Raw genomic sequence first — 17,840 nt, forward strand, 5'->3', positions numbered from 1 at the left:
CATCAGTTGCATACCACCATCTTTCAGACCGAACGTTGTAACTAAAGAGGGATTACCGAGTACATCGTAACACCGCGTAGGTTAGTAACCCCAATTGCTTTCCCAAACACAATAGTAATGCCTTCAGCAGGAATACCCACGTGTGGTGCCAGAAGGGCGGCCCCGTGAGAGATATCGCATAGCCTCTACTGCAACTCATACACCTCTTCATTCGTCTACGCTTGCTGTTCCAAATCCAACAAACTTAAGGATAATACCTACATCTTCCAGAGATAGACACTAATTATCAAACACTTATTCACCAACACATAAATATAAACTCTCATATTGATCTCGTTTCTATCAGTGTTATAATAAAAATAAACCTAGGAATTTCTCACATAAGGGAAAAGAAGAAACATGATAAGTACAAAAGAATTATTATATTTGCAGAAATTTGGAAAGAACAATCTTGTATGGGAATCGGAATCCTTACTCTTTTTCTCTTTGGACTACTAGCAATGGCCACTGAAATTTTCCATCACATTAACAAAGCCGCTGTGGCTATATTTATTGGTGTAGTGTGTTGGGTGCTGTACATCTGCTATGGTGCCGATTTTGTACTCTCTCAGCACGAAGCGGAGTTTTCCACTTTTTTCCACGGTGCGTCACTCAATAGCAGCTTAGTGAAAGATTTTATAGCTGAACATGTCTTCTTTAAATATTTTCTCGATGCCGCCTCAGTCATACTCTTCTTGCTAGCCACACTAAGCATTACAGAAGTGCTCGACAATAACGGCTGCTTCGACTTCCTTCATGTATGGCTACGTACACGCTCACCACGTCGTTTTTTGTGGACTGTGGTCGGTCTTACCTTTGTTCTTTCCGCTAACCTCGATAATCTCACCGTGACATGCCTCATGCTTGCCGTGATGCACAGCATAGTAGCCGACGAACGTAGCCGACTGCGCTTTGGTAGTGTTATCGTGGTGGCGGCTAATTGCGGTGGAGCATTCACCGCAATCGGTGATGTGTCGAGCCTAACACTATGGAATCATGGACTTATCACACCTACTCATTACAGCATGATGATGATGCTCCCCTGCATGGTGGCCGTGGGAGTGACAACGTTGCTTGTTCAACAGTCTCTTCCAGCTCATGTCCGTCTGGTACGTTCCATTCCTCCCTACCGTGGTGACGACTCTACTCTTAACCTCTGGCAACGCGCACTGATGCTCTTTGTGGGTATCGGCGGTCTGTGGTTTATTCCTACCTATCACCGCATAACCCACTTGCCCTCATTTAGCGGCGCTTTGTGCGTATTGGGCGTATTGTGGATAGTTAACGAGCTCTGCAATCGCAAACTCCTCTCTAGCGGTTTGATGGCAGGTAAACGCAGCCCTATCGCACTACAATACCAGACGCTGCAAAACATACTTCTCTTTGTGGGGTTGACACTGAGCGTAGGCGCTGTGTGTGAGAGTGGCCTTCTGCCAAGAATCGCCGCTTGGGTCACACAGCACGGCAACAACTACTACCTTGTGGGAATAGTGGCAGGTGCAGCTTCTATTGTCTTTAACAATGTGGCAATGCTCCTTCTCAATGTAGGTTTCTTCGCCTCCAATACCGCAGCCCCCTTCCAGCCCGATGGTAACTTCTGGCCGTGGCTCAGCTACACTACAGCGATGGGGGGCACTTTCCTTTTTATTGGCACTACAGCTGGCTATGCTCTTCGGAAAATGGAAAATGTAAGCATAACATGGTACGTCAGACATATCTTTGTAAAGGTACTCATGGGTGCAGCAGCAGGCGGCGCAGTGTTTGTTATAACAACACATATCTTTTAACTTAACAAAAAACAAATAAAAAATGGGGAAAATACGTTGTATTGGTATTCTAACCTCGGGTGGCGATGCTCCCGGCATGAACGCTGCCATACGCGCAGTGACGCGCAGTGGCATCAGCAATGGCTATAAAATAAAAGGCATATATCGCGGCTATGAAGGCCTTATCAACGACGATGTACAGCTTTTTACGACAGAGAACGTTAGTAGCATCATACAGCGCGGTGGCACAATCCTCCGCACCGCTCGTAGCAAAGAATTTACTACTGCAGAAGGGCGCAAGAAAGCCTATGACACTCTTGTGAAGGAAGGTATAGATGCCCTAGTAGTGATTGGAGGTAATGGCTCACTAACAGGTGCTATGTTATTGGCTGATGAATACGATTTCCCCTGTATTGGACTCCCCGGAACTATCGACAATGACCTCTGGGGTACAGATTCCACTATCGGCTACGACACCACGCTAAATACCATCAAAGAATGTGTAGATAAAATTCGCGATACGGCCACCAGTCATGAGCGTATTTTCTTTGTGGAGGTGATGGGGCGCGATGCTGGTTTCTTGGCACAATACAGTGCAATTGCCGCAGGTGCAGAGGCAGCTATTATACCCGAAGATTCCACCGACTCTGATCAGCTCATTGAATTTATGAAACGAGGTATTCGGAAAAGCAAGAAAAGCTGCATTGTCATTGTAAGTGAGAGCCCGAAGTGTGGAGCCATGTATTATGCTGAACGTGTAAATAAAGAATATCCAGAATTTGATGTACGCGTAAGTATTTTAGGACACCTCCAGCGCGGCGGTAGTCCATCTGCTCATGACCGAATTTTGGCGAGTCTGACAGGCGTAGGCGCCATCCAAGCTATAAAACAAGGCCAACGCAATGTGATGGTAGGTGTACGCAACAATGAGTTAGTTTACGTTCCCTTTGTTGACGCTGTGGGAAAGAAAAAACCTATCGATCGCAACCTGATAAAAGTGCTTGACGAATTAAGCATATAAGAATAAAAGGCTGAAAGAAAATTTCATCTGTTAAGAATTTTATGTATTTTTGCAGTACAAAAAAATCTAATAAAATAAAATAATGAACAATACCCTAATAAACGGACGTATCTCTCAGATTATCGGAGCCGTTGTGGATGTATTCTTCGACACCAAAGGTCGTCCAGCAGCCGAAGTGTTGCCGAAGATCCATGAAGCCCTAGAAGTGACGCATGATGACGGCCGCACAATCGTGCTTGAAGTACAACAGCACATCGGTGAAGACACCGTTCGTACCGTAGCCATGGACAATACCGACGGCTTGCGCCGCGGCATGGAAGTTCGCCCACAAGGAAGCCCAATCACAATGCCTACTGGTCCACAGATCAAAGGGCGCATGATGAACGTGACGGGCGAAAGCATTGACGGTCTGCGTGAGGTAACGAAAGAAGGCACCGCCTATCCCATTCACCGCCAAGCACCTAAGTTTGACGAACTCAAAACGAGCTCCGAAATCCTCTATACGGGTATCAAAGTTATTGACTTGTTAGAACCTTACTCAAAAGGTGGAAAGACGGGTCTATTTGGTGGTGCCGGTGTAGGTAAGACTGTGCTTATCATGGAACTTATCAACAACATTGCCAAAGGCCACGACGGTTTCTCAGTCTTTGCCGGTGTTGGTGAACGTACTCGTGAGGGTAACGACTTGCTTAGAGAAATGATCGAGTCGGGCGTTATCAAATATGGTAAAGAATTTACAGATGCCATGGAACACGGCGAGTGGGATCTCTCAAAAGTGGACTACAACGAAGTGGCAAAGAGCCAAGCAACGCTCGTTTATGGTCAGATGAACGAACCTCCTGGTGCGCGTTCCTCTGTAGCTCTCTCAGGACTCTCAATCGCAGAAAGCTTTCGTGATAGCGGTGCAGCAGAAGGTAAGCAAACTGATATTCTCTTCTTTATTGATAACATCTTCCGTTTTACCCAGGCAGGCTCCGAGGTAAGTGCCTTGCTAGGCCGTATGCCCTCTGCCGTTGGTTATCAACCTACATTGGCAAGCGAAATGGGTGCCATGCAAGAGCGTATCACCTCCACAAAAAATGGTTCTATCACCTCTATCCAGGCCGTCTACGTTCCTGCGGACGACTTGACCGACCCCGCACCAGCAACAACATTTACCCACTTGGATGCAACCACCGTATTGAGTCGTAAAATTACAGAGCTGGGTATCTACCCGGCTGTTGATCCTCTGGCATCAACCAGCCGTATTCTTGATCCCAACATCGTCGGTAAAGAACACTATGAGTGTGCAGACCGGGTAAAACATATATTGCAGAAATACAGCGAATTGCAAGATATCATTGCTATTCTCGGTATGGATGAACTTTCAGACGAAGACAAGCTGACGGTGAATCGCGCACGTCGTGTTCAACGCTTCTTGAGCCAACCATTCACAGTAGCAGAGAAGTTTACTGGTGTACCAGGCGTAATGGTTCCTATCGAAGAAGTTATCCGCGGCTTTAATATGATTATTGATGGCGAAGTGGACTATCTCCCCGAACAGGCATTCCTCAATGTCGGTACCATCGATGATGCCATCGAAAAGGGTAAGAAGATTCTCGAAAAAGCTAACGCTTAAATAGTATATTCATGCGTGTAACGATTGTTTCTCCTGAAAAAACTCTCTACAAAGACAAAGCCCAAAGCGTCGTCGTACCTGGAGGGATGGGAGCCTTCGAGGTACTGGACAACCACGCCCCCATCATCTCCAATCTTACGGAGGGTGTGGTAAGCTTAAGCGGTGCAACACCTTTCCAGCTCCATGTGAAAGGAGGTTTCATCGAGGTGACCCATAACGAGGTATCCATCTGCGTAGAAGTCAATAGCAATAAATAACATAGTAAAAACTCACAAGTCAACTCTTATGCACTTCCTTAAAGTAATAGGCCTTTATGGGTTCATACTCTGTTTCTTAGGCCCAATACTTTTCTTCTTAGAGGTACATTTGAAAGGACCGCAGGCACAGCAACAACTTGCTCCCATTACGCTCGTCAGCATTATGTTCTTTGTCCTGACAGCTTTGGAAATATCTGCAGGAGCATGGCTACACAAAACAAACAGTAAAGCCATCACAGGATACTACCTACTCATGAAAGTCGTACGACTATTGGTGATAGCGATGATTATCATTATCTATGGACTACTCGGCTGCCAAAACGTACTCCTCTTTGCTGTCAATGTCATCGTGTTCTTCTTTGTGACGCTCATCTATACTTCTGCCTACTTCGTGATGGTGGAATATCATAGAAAAAAGACTGATAAGAAATGAAACATTTACGAATCATAGGACTCCTCGTGGGAATGCTTATACTGACCTTTAGTATGACTTCTTGTGCCGTGGATAAAGATAAACCCATCGACATTAAAGAAGCAGTATTGGGACATTTGAGCGACACCTACGACTGGCATATAACAACCTGGGGAGGGCAGCACATCTCATTCCCTCTACTCGTTATCGTGAAGCATCATGAAGGCAACTGGGAAGTATTCTCTTCTGAAAAATTGGAACATGGCGCGACTTATAACGGATTCTACATCGACCATGAACGCCAAGGCAAAATCTTTGAAAAAGGTTTTAATGATCGCCCATGGGATTTCTCTATTACAAAGAACGTAGTACAAATATGGATAAATGTCTTTATCTTACTACTCGTCTTTATTCCTTGTGCTCGCTGGTACAAAAAACATGATTTGCGACAAGGAGCTCCCGATGGCTTTGTGGGCGTAATAGAAGTGCTGGTTATGAGTATAAACAACGATGTTATCAAAGCCAGTATCGGAGAAAAGAATTACAGGCCCTTTGCACCTTATTTGCTTACGGTTTTCTTCTTTATCCTTGTAACAAATCTCATGGGATTGCTACCTATTTTCCCAGGTGGTGCCAATGTCACGGGTAATATAACCATTACCTTCGTGCTAGCATTCCTTACATTCCTAATTACCAACTTCTCAGGTAATAGAGAGTACTGGAAAGAAATCGTCTGGCCAGAAGTGCCCGTGTGGATGAAGTGTCCAGTGCCTCTGATGCCCGTCATTGAGCTATCAGGAATCTTCACAAAGCCCTTCTCCTTGATGATTCGACTCTTTGCTAATATGCTAGCAGGACACGCCATCATCTTGTCCATCACATGCGTTATCTTTGTGACATACCAAGTAAACGCATGGGTAGGAACCTCGCTCTCAGCATTTAGCCTTGTGCTAATTCTCTTCATGAACTGTCTTGAACTATTAGTGGCTTTTATCCAAGCCTACATCTTCACGATGCTGAGCTCCGTTTTCATTGGTTTAGCTCACCCTGAACATCATAAAAAATAATCCAATAAAACAATAATCAAAAAATTACAACTATGTTAACTCTCTTACAGGCAGCTGTAGCTGCAGCAGGTATTGCAAAGTTTGGCGCCGCTATCGGTGCAGGTCTCTCAACCATTGGTGCAGGTATCGGTATCGGTAAAATTGGTGGTAATGCCATGGAAGCTATTGCTCGCCAACCAGAAGCTACTAACGACATCCGTTCAAACATGATTGTTGTAGCAGGTTTGATAGAGGGTGTTGCCCTCTTTGCAGTGGTTGTTTGCGTATTGATTTTCTTCTTGTAAATCACAAATACACGGCGAATTTATTATGCAGAATATGCCATCCATACTGACTCCCGACTTCGGTCTAATGTTCTGGATGCTGCTTGCTTTCTTAGTGGTCTTTGGACTCTTGGCTAAGTTTGGATTTCCAACCATTGTCAAAGCTGTAGAAGATCGCAAGAACTTCATTGATGAATCTCTGAAGAATGCACGCGAAGCCAATGAAAAACTGGCCAATATAAAAGTCGAGAGCGAACAGATCCTGCATGAGGCGCACGAAAAGCAAGCGCAAATCATCAAGGAGGCTATGGCAACTCGCGACAACATCATCAATGAAGCTAAAGGCAAGGCACAAACCGAAGGCCAACAGCTTCTTGAAGATGCTAAAAAGCAAATTGCAGCAGAGAAAGAAAACGCTCTTGCTGATATTCGCTCGCAAGTTGCAGATCTGTCCGTGCAAATCGCCGAGAAAGTGATTCGTCGTCAGCTACAAAGCAACGACGAGCAGGAGCAGTACATCCAACGCATGCTGAACGATGTGAAGTAATCAAGCATACTTAACGCTTTGAATTATGGACATTGGAATTATTTCAACACGCTATGCAAAGACGCTCCTGCGATTTGCAACCGACAATAAAGAAGAAGACCGTGTGTATCAGGAAATGACCACACTAGCGGCAGCATTTCAAAAAGTCCCTGAACTTTTGCAGACTCTCACCAACCCCGTATTAGACAATGCAAAGAAATCAGAACTTCTTATATGTGCAGCTTGTGGTACTTCTGAAGTCAGCTATTCTACAAACCGCTTCGTAGACCTCATCGTCCACAACCACAGGGCTTCGATGATTCATTTCATCGCTCTAACTTTCTGTTCTCTGTATTTAAAGAGCAAAGGTATCATTCGCGGCATCCTGACAGTTCCCGTCAGCGTGAGTGCATCTACTAGTCAAAAACTAAGACAAATGGTAGAAACACGAACGAAAAGTAATGTGGAATTTACAGTCAATGTAGATCCAAAAATTGAAGGCGGCTTCATTCTACAATATGATACATATCGTCTAGACGCCAGTCTACGCACACAGTTGCTGCAACTCCGGCGCAGTTTAAGTTAATACAGTAATTATCTATCATGCCAAATAATATCAAACCCAGCGAAGTATCTGACGTCCTACTGCAACAACTACAGGCTGTCAATACAAATATACAGTTTGAAGAGGTCGGCACAGTCCTTACCATTGGTGATGGTGTTGCCCGTATCTACGGACTTACCAACGTTACCGAGAATGAGTTGATTGAATTCGAGAATGGTGTTATGGCCGTGGCTATGAACCTCGAAGAGGATAACGTCGGCGCAGTACTTCTTGGTCCCTCTGAAGGCATCAAGGAAGGACAGAGCGTAAAGCGTACAGGACGTGTAGCCTCTATCGAAGTAAGCAACGATATGCTGGGACGTGTTATCAATCCTCTTGGACAACCGCTAGATGGCGGTAGCGAAATTGGTGGCGAAAAGTTTCTAATGCCTCTGGACCGCAAGGCTCCAGGCGTTATCTATCGCCAACCTGTCAATCAAGCACTCCAAACAGGTCTTAAAGCTGTCGACTCCATGATTCCAATTGGACGTGGACAACGCGAGCTTATTATCGGTGACCGCCAAACAGGAAAAACAGCCATCGCCATAGATACAATTATCAATCAGAAGGAGAACTATGAAAATGGCGACCCTGTTTATTGTATCTATGTAGCCATTGGTCAGAAAGCCTCTACCGTAGCTTCAACCGTAAATACGCTGAAGAAGTTCGGCGCTATGCCCTACACCATTGTTGTTAGTGCTACTGCCAGCGAGCCTGCAGCACTTCAGTATTTTGCCCCCTTTGCAGGTGCAGCCATTGGAGAATACTTCCGCGATCGCGGTCTGCACGCTTTGGTTGTTTATGATGACCTTTCAAAGCAAGCTGTTGCCTATCGTGAGGTTTCGTTGATTCTTCGCCGCCCTTCTGGGCGTGAAGCCTATCCAGGTGATGTCTTCTATCTCCATTCACGCCTACTTGAGCGCGCAGCAAAAATCAATGCCCAGAATGAAGTCGCACAGCAAATGAACGACCTTCCTGCTTCTATGAAAAGTCACGTTAAAGGTGGTGGTTCACTCACAGCGTTACCTATCATTGAAACACAAGCCGGCGACGTTTCTGCTTACATTCCCACCAATGTTATCTCTATTACAGATGGTCAGATCTATCTAGATACGAACCTTTTCAACCGTGGACAGCGTCCTGCTATTGATGTAGGTATCTCTGTGAGCCGTGTAGGTGGATCAGCTCAAATCAAGAGTATGAAGAAAGTGGCTGGTACGTTGAAGATAGACCAAGCTCAGTACAGAGAACTGGAAAGCTTCGCTAAATTTTCTAGCGATATGGACGCTGTAACGGCAATGACTATTGATCGCGGACGTAAGAACAACGAATTGCTGATTCAAAAACAATATAGCCCTATGGCTGTAGAAGAGCAAGTAGCTATCCTTTACTGCGGTACACAAGGCTTGCTGAAGAACGTACCTGTGGAGAACGTGCAGGAATTCCAAGACAACTTCCTTCAAATTATGCGCAGCAATTATAAAGAGACCGTTCTTGAACCACTTGCTGCAGGAAACTTGACTGAAGGTGTAACTGCAACGATTGAAAAAGTAGCTGCTGATATTGCTGCACAATATAAATAATTATAGCCTATGCCTTCGCTAAAGGAAGTAAAAAATCGAATATCATCCGTCAATTCAACGCGAAAGATTACGAGCGCAATGAAGATGGTAGCAAGTGCCAAACTACATGGTGCTCAAAAAGCCATTGAGAGTATGCGTCCATATGAATCGCTGCTGAATCGGATTATGGCTACTTTCGTCAGTTCGATGGAAGGCGAAATCAACTCACCCTTCTCCGCTGAGCGCGAAGTGAAACGTGTAGCTATTGTTGTCTATAGCTCCAATACAAGCCTTTGTGGAGCATTCAATGGCAATGTCATCAAAGAACTGACACGTATTGTTGAAGAATATCGTAATAAGGACGTAGAGATTGCTGCCATCTATCCTTTTGGAAAAAAAGGAGCAGATGCTGCTCGCAAACTAGGATTCAAAGTTACTGACTACGACTCTATCGTGGAGCATCCCGCTTATGTGCCAGCAGCCGAAGTAGCAGCAGATCTCATGCAAAAATTTGCAGCAGAGGAAATTGATCACGTTGAGATGATTTACCATCACTTCCACAGTGTTGGTAAACAAATTCTTACACAAGAAACATTCCTCCCTGTAAAGCTTGAAGCCAACACTGAAGAAGTCTCTGGTACTCATTTAGACTACATTGTCGAACCATCTCAAGAGACACTTATTTCAGAGTTAATCCCTAAGGCTCTCCATCTGAAGTTATACACAGCTCTTTTGGATAGTCTCGCCTCAGAGCATGCAGCCCGCGTTATAGCTATGCAAGTTGCAACAGACAATGCAGACGAACTTCTTCGAGAACTCACATTGCAATACAATAAGTCACGTCAATATGCCATCACAGCAGAACTGCTCGACATAGTCGGTGGCAGTATGCAATAAAAAAACAACATACACTCTTCCCCCCCAAAGCGCATCTAATAACATTTAGATGCGTTTTTTCTTTTTCTTATAAGTCTACTAAAATGCAGAAAATAGTCCATTTTTCACCTATGCAGCAAACTCCCTCTTTTATAGATATCACACCTATCTTGCTGTCAACTGAACAAACTATAGCTCATTTGCCATTTATCCATAAATATCTTTATTCTGTCAACTGACGCAATAAGCCAACTGATATATATCCGTATTGTATTTCAGAACGCAATAAGGATGTATGACACAAGAGATAACATATACCATAACAGCAAAGAGAAATCAGATAACTAAGACACACTTGGGAGGCTTGAAGCATAGGACTACGATGGCTATTTTTAATATTTTTCTATATTTTGCAAAACGGCCAAGTTTTATGAGTATTTTTATTTGCACAAATCAAATGTTATTTGCAAATTTGCGTGTAAATGATATCTGCATTTAGCAAAGAATACTCAAACATATACATAATAACAAAAGAAAAAGAAACTCTAAACATATAACGATATGGAAAACAAAGCAAGTCTATCTGGACTCCGTAGAGAGGACTTCCAAAAGAAAGTTCAAGGTAAAGATGTAGACCTCTTCTTCCTTCGCAATGAAAATGGAATGGAAGTAGCCATTACAAACTATGGAGGATCTTTAGTAGCCATCATGGTGCCTGACAAGAATGGAAATTTTGCAAATGTAATACAAGGTCACGACAACATTGACGATTGTGTTTCCTCACCCGAACCCTTCCTTTCAACACTGGTAGGACGCTATGGCAATCGCATTGCAAAAGGTCGCTTCACACTCAACAACAAAGAATACCAGTTAGCGATTAATAATGGTCCTAATCACCTCCACGGAGGTCCCACTGGTTTTCATGCCCGCGTCTGGGATGCAGAACAAATCAACAACCACACATTAGTGCTTCGCTATGTATCTGCCTACTATCAAGAAGGATTCCCCGGAGAGCTCTCTATGACAGTGATGTACACACTGAACAATGACAACGAGTTGCTCATCGACTATAAGGGCACTACCAATAAGAAAACTATCGTCAATATGACGAGCCATGGCTTTTTCTCTCTTGCGGGTATAGCCAACCCCACCCCATCTGCAATGGATATTATCTGCCAGATAAATGCAGATTTCTATCTTCCTATCGATAAAACTTCTATTCCTACAGGTGAAATTCTTAAAGTTGAAGATACACCTTTCGACTTTAGAGAACCACACGCTGTTGGCGAACGAATTGATGCAGATCATGAACAGATAAAGAATGGTGCAGGTTACGATCACTGCTATGTGCTCAATAAACGCGAACCAGGTGAACTCTCGTTTGCCGCAAAAATCACAGATCCCAAGAGTGGAAGAACCATGGAAGTATATACCACCGAACCAGGTGTACAATTCTATAGTGACAACTGGGCAGATGGCTACAAGGGACAACATGGAGCTACGTTTGGCCGACGCAGCGCACTCTGCTTTGAAGCACAACACTTCCCCGATAGTCCAAATCATCCCTATTTCCCCAGCGTTGTCTTGAAACCAGGGCAAGTCTACACACAGAAAACGATCTATAAGTTCGGAACAATTTAATTCTAACAATAACAAAAACAAACTACAAACTTTATGAATCAACAAAAGAAACAATGGGGCGCCATATTCGTTATGATTGCCTTGTTTGCCATGATTGCATTCGTGACTAACCTTTGCACACCGATGGCAACTATCATTAAGCATCAAGGTACGATTTCTAATGTACTTGCCCAGATTGGTAACTATGGCAACTTTGTTGCTTATTTAGTTATGGGAATTCCCTCTGGTATGCTCATCGCTAAATTCGGTTACAAGAAAACGGCGCTCATCGGTCTTGCAGTAGGTATCGTTGGTATCTTAATTCAGTGGTTCAGCGGTCAACTTAACGTTGAGGAGAATCTTGGCCTCGTATTTGGCGTATACCTTGTTGGTGCATTCATTGCAGGTTTCTGTATGTGTATCCTCAATTGCGTTGTAAACCCCATGTTGAATCTCCTTGGTGGCGGCGGTAACTCAGGCAACCAACTCATCCAAATTGGTGGCGTATTTAATAGCGCTGCTGCCGTTGCTTGTTACATCCTCATGGGGGCACTCATTGGCGATGCCGCAAAGGCAAAGATATCTCATGCGACCCCAGCTCTTTTGATTGCCCTCGGAATCTTTATCGTGGCATTTATTGTTATCTTGTTCACAAAAATTGAAGAACCCGAACAAGCTCCTGTTGAAGTAGGATTAGTAAAAGGAGCATTGAGCTATCGTCATTTCGCCCTCGGTGCTTTGGCTATCTTTCTCTACATGGGTATTGAAGTTGGCGTACCTAACTTTGTACAGCAGTATCTCACTAATGAGAAAGGCATTCCTGCAGCAACAGTAGGTATGATTGTTGCGGTGTATTGGTTCATGATGCTTATTGGTCGCTTCGTGGGTGCATCCATTGGTGGCAAAGTTAGCAGCCGTGCTATGATTACAACCGTTTCTATTGCCACTCTTGTTCTCGTGCTCTTCGGTATGTTTGCACCGCAAACTCCAGTAAGCTTCCCAGGTGTTGACTGGGGCACACTCACAGTGGTATGGCAAGACATCCCCATGGGTGTGTTCGCATTCCTACTCGTAGGTCTCTGCACCTCAGTTATGTGGGGTGGTATCTTCAACATGGCTGTTGAAGGCCTCGGCAAATACACAGCCATCGCATCTGGTATCTTCATGACAATGGTATTTGGTTGCGCTGTGATGATGTTCATTCAGGCTACTGTTGCTGATGCTGTAGGATACATTCAGAGCTATTGGGTAGTTGTGTTCTGTGCAGCTTATATCCTCTTCTACGCATTGATAGGTAGCCGAGTTTCAAAACAAGCAAAATAATTACATTTCGTATCACCTAAACACAGATTGCGCCACACCTAAACACGGTGCAGGCGCAATCCTAAACCCATAAAACAATTACAACCATGCACTTAACAGTTGAAGATGTAAGAAGTCGTTTTTTGAAGCACTTCGATGGCACTCCGGGTTCTGTATATGCTTCTCCCGGTCGTATCAATATCATTGGTGAACACACCGACTATAACGGCGGATTCGTATTCCCTGGTGCCGTAAAACAAGGTATCATTGCTGAAATCAAACCCAACGGAACACGCAAAGTTCGCGCTTATTCTATCGACTTGAAAGATTATGCTGAATTCTCTCTCGACGATGAAAAAGGTCCAACAGCAACTCATTTCCGCTTCATTTTCGGAATCTGCCGTGAGATGATGAAACTCGGAGTTCCTGTAGAAGGTTTCAATACCGCCTTTGCTGGTGATGTGCCTCTCGGCGCAGGTATGTCCTCCTCTGCTGCCCTTGAGAGTTGCTTTGCTTTCGCCTTGAACGATTTGTTTGGCGACAACAAAATTGAGAAATTCCAACTCGCACTTGCAGGTCAGGCAACAGAGCATAACTACATTGGCTGCAACTGCGGCATTATGGATCAGTTTGCTTCAGTATTTGGTAAGGCAGGTCACATCATGCGCCTTGACTGCCGCTCACTCCAGTACAAGTACTTCCCATTTGATCCGAAGGGCTACAAACTCGTTCTGCTCAACTCTCTTGTAAAACATGAGTTGGCATCTAGCGCCTACAACGATCGTCGCAAGAGCTGCGAAAATGTTGTAGCTGCTATGAAGAAGTATCACCCTAACGTAGAAACTCTCCGTGATGCAGATTATGATATGCTGGAAGAAGTTCGTGGTGAAGTTAGCGCAGAAGATGCTCTTCGCGCAAAATATGTCATCGGCGAAAAATATCGTGTTCTTGAAGTGAGTGTTGCCCTTGAAGAAGGCGATTACGAAGAGGTAGGCCGCAAAATGTACGACACGCACCATGGTTTGAGTAAAGAATACGAAGTTTCTTGCCCTGAGCTTGACTTCTTGAATGAAGTTGCTAAATCTTGTGGTGTAACAGGATCTCGCGTCATGGGCGGTGGTTTTGGTGGTTGTACCATCAACCTCGTTCGTGAAGAACTCTACGACAACTTCATTACAACAGCTAAGAATGCTTACAAGGAAAAATTTGGCAAAGAGCCTGTAGTCATCGATGTAGTTATTGGTGATGGTTCTCGTAAGCTTTGCTAAAATTAGCAACTCTATTTATCATTTTCCCCTCAAGCCCATGTTTGAGGGGATTTTTATTACGTTTTTTTCAAAAAAAAGTGCAATGGCTTTGCTAATAAGAAAAATGTTTATACTTTTGCACTCGCAAACGAAAAGAAAACGGTTCGCTAGCTCAACTGAATAGAGCATCTGACTACGGATCAGAAGGTTATAGGTTTGAATCCTATGCGAATCACTACTTTCGGCTCGCTAGCTCAACTGAATAGAGCATCTGACTACGGATCAGAAGGTTATAGGTTTGAATCCTATGCGAGTCACAAAACCTCCGATAGCTAACGCTGCGGAGGTTTTTGTTATTCAGAAATTCTACATATATTTGCAATGTATTCAAAAAAAGAATTATTATGAAACAACTGACTAGATCCATAACACTGCTGATGGTCCTCCTAATAACATCCATCAGCCTCACTTCCTGCGTAGAGGATTATAACGACCCTGATAGCTATGCAGAAATGGTGCTAAGCAATCGTGCATGGCGCGTAGTGAGTTCTACCAATAATTATGCCTATACTGCAGGCGATATCTTCTACTTCTACCGAGATGGTTCTTTCCAGACTCTCCGTAGAGGAGGTTCACCTGAATATGGAGAGTGGATGGTCAGGAACGGTAGCCTGCTCATGCACTTCACCAATTCTTCACTAAATGTAGACATTGAAGCTCCTATCCCTGTACTGCAAGGTGATTATGCCGTTTTGTACTGTAACGACTATATGTACAGAACTGCCTATAACCTTCGTCTTGTAGCTGCTTATGACCTTAGTGGATATGGCTATAATCATTGGTATAATAACAGCTACTATTCACCTAAGGAGTAAAGAAAAGAATTGAAGCTCAATTAAGAAAAAAAGCGAACTGAAACATCTTTCATAATGTTCTAGTTCGCTTTTTTATACCTCTTCTATTTATTCTTAGCTATCATGCAGAAACAATGTTAGTAGCTGTAAATAGCGCTTATCTGTCTCATTCCATACGCTGCCGAAACACATAGAATTTCTCATCTGAAAGCCCTGCAATATCACTGCGGACGATATTGCTCACATCTATGAAATCTCTCACTTCTCCATCGGGATAGAGAATGCCAATACCATCGGCCGTGACAGAATACAATTCTTTCTGAACCTTACGCCATGTCACAAAGTAATCCATATCCTCCAATGGCAGTTCCAGCTGTTTGCTGAGTTCCTGTTTCAATCTCTCCGCTTCCCCTTTAGGTATAGACTCTGCATATACATCCACTTTGAACAATCGACGATTGATAAAATCAGAACAAAGCATTGCTAAAATCTTATCATCTGATTTCATCCAGACTTTCAAAGCAGACATTATATCGTTGTCTTCTAGCTCAAGGAAATAATCCAACCAATCAGGCTCTTTATTAGGAATTTCATGCCTTAAGAAAAAAAGCAAAGAAGGAGAAGCAAACAGATTCTTTCCACTACGCACCAAATACTTTGCACGTCGCAAAGCAGCACGAAGGACTTCCTCTGCAGCAACGGCCGTTTTATGAAGATATACCTGCCAATACATCATACGTCGGGACATTAGATAGTTCTCAACAGAGTATAAGCCTTTGACATCTACAACCAGCTTGTCATCAATAATATCGAGCATTTCTATAATACGAGCAACTCCAATATTGCCTTCACAAACACCGCAGAAAAAACTATCGCGACAAAGATAGTCTAAACGATCAACATCTAGCTGGCTACAAATCAGCTCATGAAGAAAACGTTTCGGGTATTTATCCTCAAAGATATTGATAGCTAGAGATAACCCACCATGCAGCTGCTCATTCATGCGATTCATTATAAGCAAAGAAATCTCCTCATGCGTAATGCCCTTCATAAAGGTCTTCTCTAAGACATGAGAAAAAGGTCCATGTCCTACATCGTGTAGTAAAATGGCAGCCTCAACCGCTTCTATTTCTGAATCGAAAATAAAATGTCCCTTCTCTTGCAAACGATTCAGCGCTTCTTGTATTAGGTGAAATGCGCCGATAGAATGCTGTTTACGTGTGTGTTGCGCACCTGGATAAACGCAAGTCGACATTCCTAATTGTCGGATACGTCCCAAACGTTGAAAACAAGGATGAGCAATGATCTCTGTCAATAAACCACGAGGAATCCTTGTAAAGCCATAAACAGGATCGTTAATAATCAGTGGACCTCTCATATACCTCTCATATACATTGATTGTTTCAGCAAAAATACATATTTATCTAGTTAGCCTCTTGTCTGTCAGTCATAAAATCGGTATAAAGCATAATATTCCGCTAAATCTTTATTATTTTTGCAGCATATAAGTAATTAAGCAATAAATTATGCTGACAATAAAACAGATTCTTGACAACAAGGAAGCCGTTATCCGCGGTTTGGAAAAGAAACATTTTGCTGACGCTCGTGAAACTATAGAACAAGTACTTGCACTTGACAATAAACGAAAAGAAGCGCAAGCACAATTAGATATTCTCCTTTCGCAAGTGAAAACTATTTCTAAGAGCATTGGGGGAATGATGAAAGAAGGTAAGAAAGAAGAAGCTGAAGCTGCTAAGGAGCAAGTTGCTGAAATCAAAGAACAGACAAAAGAACTTGAAGAAAGCATGAAAACGGCACTAGATGAACGTACTCAAGTTCTTTATACAATCCCAAACGTCCCTTATGATGAAGTACCTGAGGGAAAAGATGCGACTGATAATATAGTTGTGAAAGAAGGAGGCCAATTTATTGAATTGCCAAAAAATCCTTTGCCTCATTGGGAACTAGCAAAGAAATATAACCTCATAGATTTCGACCTTGGTGTAAAAATTACAGGTGCTGGTTTTCCCGTCTATATTGGTCAAGGTGCACGTTTGCAACGTGCTCTCATCAACTTTTTCCTTGATGAAGCTCGCGCAGCTGGGTATACAGAAATTATGCCACCTACTGTTGTAAATGCCGCTAGTGGTTACGGAACTGGCCAACTTCCTGATAAAGAAGGACAAATGTATCATTGTGAAGTGGACGATTTATATCTCATACCTACAGCAGAAGTTCCTGTCACAAACATTTATCGTGATGAGATTCTAGATGAGAAAGACCTCCCCATCAAGAATTGTGCCTACACAGAATGCTTCCGTCGCGAAGCTGGCTCTTATGGTAAGGATGTTCGCGGGTTAAATCGTCTCCATGAATTTTCTAAAATTGAACTTGTTCGTATTGATACTCCCGAACACAGTAAGCAAAGTCATCAAGAAATGCTTGATCATGTGGAAGGACTTTTGAAGAAACTAGAGCTCCCCTATCACATCCTGTTGCTCTGTGGTGGTGATATGAGTTTTACCTCTAGCATTTGCTATGATTTCGAGGTTTATAGTGAGGCACAAAAGCGTTGGTTGGAAGTAAGTTCTGTTAGCAACTTCGACACATATCAAGCCAATCGATTACAGTGCCGCTATCGCAATGCAGACAAAAAGATTAACCTCTGCCATACCCTTAATGGCTCTGCATTAGCTCTGCCGCGTATTCTTGCAGCACTATTGGAGAATTTCCAAACTCCAGAAGGCATCCGAATCCCCAAGGCCCTGCAAGCATATATGGGTACAGATATGATTAAGTAAATCCA

General features: G+C 43.4%; 17 protein-coding genes and 2 tRNA genes. 18 read left to right on the plus strand and 1 reads right to left on the minus strand.

From position 1 onward, the window contains the following. Nucleotides 1–455 precede the first annotated feature (455 nt). The 17 genes from ACO4R2_RS01205 to ACO4R2_RS01285 all read left to right on the plus strand — a co-directional run bounded on the left by ACO4R2_RS01205 (nucleotide 456) and on the right by ACO4R2_RS01285 (nucleotide 15,055). Nucleotides 456–1,826: an SLC13 family permease gene (locus ACO4R2_RS01205; protein ID WP_484768876.1), complete on the plus strand. Its 1,371-nt coding sequence runs from the start codon at nucleotides 456–458 to the stop codon at nucleotides 1,824–1,826. A gap of 22 nt (nucleotides 1,827–1,848) precedes the next feature. Then, nucleotides 1,849–2,826 (plus strand): 6-phosphofructokinase, encoded by a 978-nt coding sequence (gene pfkA, locus ACO4R2_RS01210; RefSeq protein WP_311489910.1) that lies wholly within the window; start codon nucleotides 1,849–1,851, stop codon nucleotides 2,824–2,826. Nucleotides 2,827–2,908: 82 nt separating this feature from the next. Next, entirely contained in the window at nucleotides 2,909–4,444 is a 1,536-nt protein-coding gene (gene atpD, locus ACO4R2_RS01215) for a F0F1 ATP synthase subunit beta (RefSeq protein WP_311489909.1), read from the plus strand. 11 nt (nucleotides 4,445–4,455) lie between these two features. Then, nucleotides 4,456–4,701, plus strand: a complete 246-nt coding sequence (locus ACO4R2_RS01220) for a hypothetical protein (RefSeq protein WP_311489908.1) — start codon at nucleotides 4,456–4,458, stop codon at nucleotides 4,699–4,701. 28 nt (nucleotides 4,702–4,729) lie between these two features. Continuing rightward, nucleotides 4,730–5,134, plus strand: a complete 405-nt coding sequence (locus ACO4R2_RS01225) for a hypothetical protein (RefSeq protein WP_311489907.1) — start codon at nucleotides 4,730–4,732, stop codon at nucleotides 5,132–5,134. Continuing rightward, nucleotides 5,131–6,180 (plus strand): F0F1 ATP synthase subunit A, encoded by a 1,050-nt coding sequence (gene atpB / locus ACO4R2_RS01230; protein ID WP_311489906.1) that lies wholly within the window; start codon nucleotides 5,131–5,133, stop codon nucleotides 6,178–6,180. Before ACO4R2_RS01225 ends, atpB begins: the two co-directional genes overlap by 4 nt. 32 nt (nucleotides 6,181–6,212) lie before the next feature. Then, the gene (gene atpE / locus ACO4R2_RS01235) at nucleotides 6,213–6,464 is read left to right on the plus strand and encodes an ATP synthase F0 subunit C (RefSeq protein ID WP_311489905.1); all 252 of its coding nucleotides are present in this window, start codon (nucleotides 6,213–6,215) and stop codon (nucleotides 6,462–6,464) included. A gap of 25 nt (nucleotides 6,465–6,489) precedes the next feature. Further along, nucleotides 6,490–6,990, plus strand: a complete 501-nt coding sequence (gene atpF / locus ACO4R2_RS01240; protein WP_347719879.1) for a F0F1 ATP synthase subunit B — start codon at nucleotides 6,490–6,492, stop codon at nucleotides 6,988–6,990. 25 nt (nucleotides 6,991–7,015) lie between these two features. Further along, the gene (locus ACO4R2_RS01245) at nucleotides 7,016–7,555 is read left to right on the plus strand and encodes a F0F1 ATP synthase subunit delta (RefSeq protein ID WP_484768877.1); all 540 of its coding nucleotides are present in this window, start codon (nucleotides 7,016–7,018) and stop codon (nucleotides 7,553–7,555) included. A 17-nt stretch (nucleotides 7,556–7,572) separates the two neighbouring features. Beyond that, the gene (atpA, locus tag ACO4R2_RS01250) at nucleotides 7,573–9,156 is read left to right on the plus strand and encodes a F0F1 ATP synthase subunit alpha (protein WP_311489902.1); all 1,584 of its coding nucleotides are present in this window, start codon (nucleotides 7,573–7,575) and stop codon (nucleotides 9,154–9,156) included. A 9-nt stretch (nucleotides 9,157–9,165) separates the two neighbouring features. Next, complete coding sequence (locus ACO4R2_RS01255; protein ID WP_311489901.1) at nucleotides 9,166–10,032, plus strand: F0F1 ATP synthase subunit gamma; 867 nt, start codon at nucleotides 9,166–9,168, stop codon at nucleotides 10,030–10,032. 540 nt (nucleotides 10,033–10,572) lie between these two features. Continuing rightward, entirely contained in the window at nucleotides 10,573–11,652 is a 1,080-nt protein-coding gene (locus ACO4R2_RS01260; RefSeq protein WP_484768878.1) for an aldose epimerase family protein, read from the plus strand. A 33-nt stretch (nucleotides 11,653–11,685) separates the two neighbouring features. Further along, nucleotides 11,686–12,954 carry an MFS transporter gene (locus ACO4R2_RS01265; protein WP_484768879.1) on the plus strand — a complete coding sequence of 423 codons (1,269 nt, stop codon included), beginning with the start codon at nucleotides 11,686–11,688 and terminating at the stop codon, nucleotides 12,952–12,954. Nucleotides 12,955–13,040: 86 nt separating this feature from the next. Continuing rightward, nucleotides 13,041–14,201 carry a galactokinase gene (gene galK, locus ACO4R2_RS01270; RefSeq protein ID WP_484768880.1) on the plus strand — a complete coding sequence of 387 codons (1,161 nt, stop codon included), beginning with the start codon at nucleotides 13,041–13,043 and terminating at the stop codon, nucleotides 14,199–14,201. A gap of 140 nt (nucleotides 14,202–14,341) precedes the next feature. Then, nucleotides 14,342–14,415, plus strand: a tRNA-Arg gene (locus ACO4R2_RS01275). An 8-nt stretch (nucleotides 14,416–14,423) separates the two neighbouring features. After that, nucleotides 14,424–14,497, plus strand: a tRNA-Arg gene (locus tag ACO4R2_RS01280). An 87-nt stretch (nucleotides 14,498–14,584) separates the two neighbouring features. Then, nucleotides 14,585–15,055, plus strand: a complete 471-nt coding sequence (locus ACO4R2_RS01285; protein ID WP_484768881.1) for a hypothetical protein — start codon at nucleotides 14,585–14,587, stop codon at nucleotides 15,053–15,055. Between the two features lie 145 nt (nucleotides 15,056–15,200). Here ACO4R2_RS01285 and ACO4R2_RS01290 read toward each other — a convergent pair whose 3' ends face one another. Further along, a complete protein-coding gene (locus tag ACO4R2_RS01290) occupies nucleotides 15,201–16,412 on the minus strand; it encodes an HD domain-containing protein (RefSeq protein WP_314602607.1) in 1,212 nt (403 codons plus the stop codon). Between the two features lie 148 nt (nucleotides 16,413–16,560). Between ACO4R2_RS01290 and serS the strand changes: the two genes are divergently transcribed. Next, nucleotides 16,561–17,835, plus strand: coding sequence for a serine--tRNA ligase (gene serS / locus ACO4R2_RS01295; RefSeq protein WP_484768882.1), 1,275 nt, complete (start codon nucleotides 16,561–16,563; stop codon nucleotides 17,833–17,835). Nucleotides 17,836–17,840 lie beyond the last annotated feature (5 nt).

This window comes from Alloprevotella sp. (assembly GCF_057240785.1).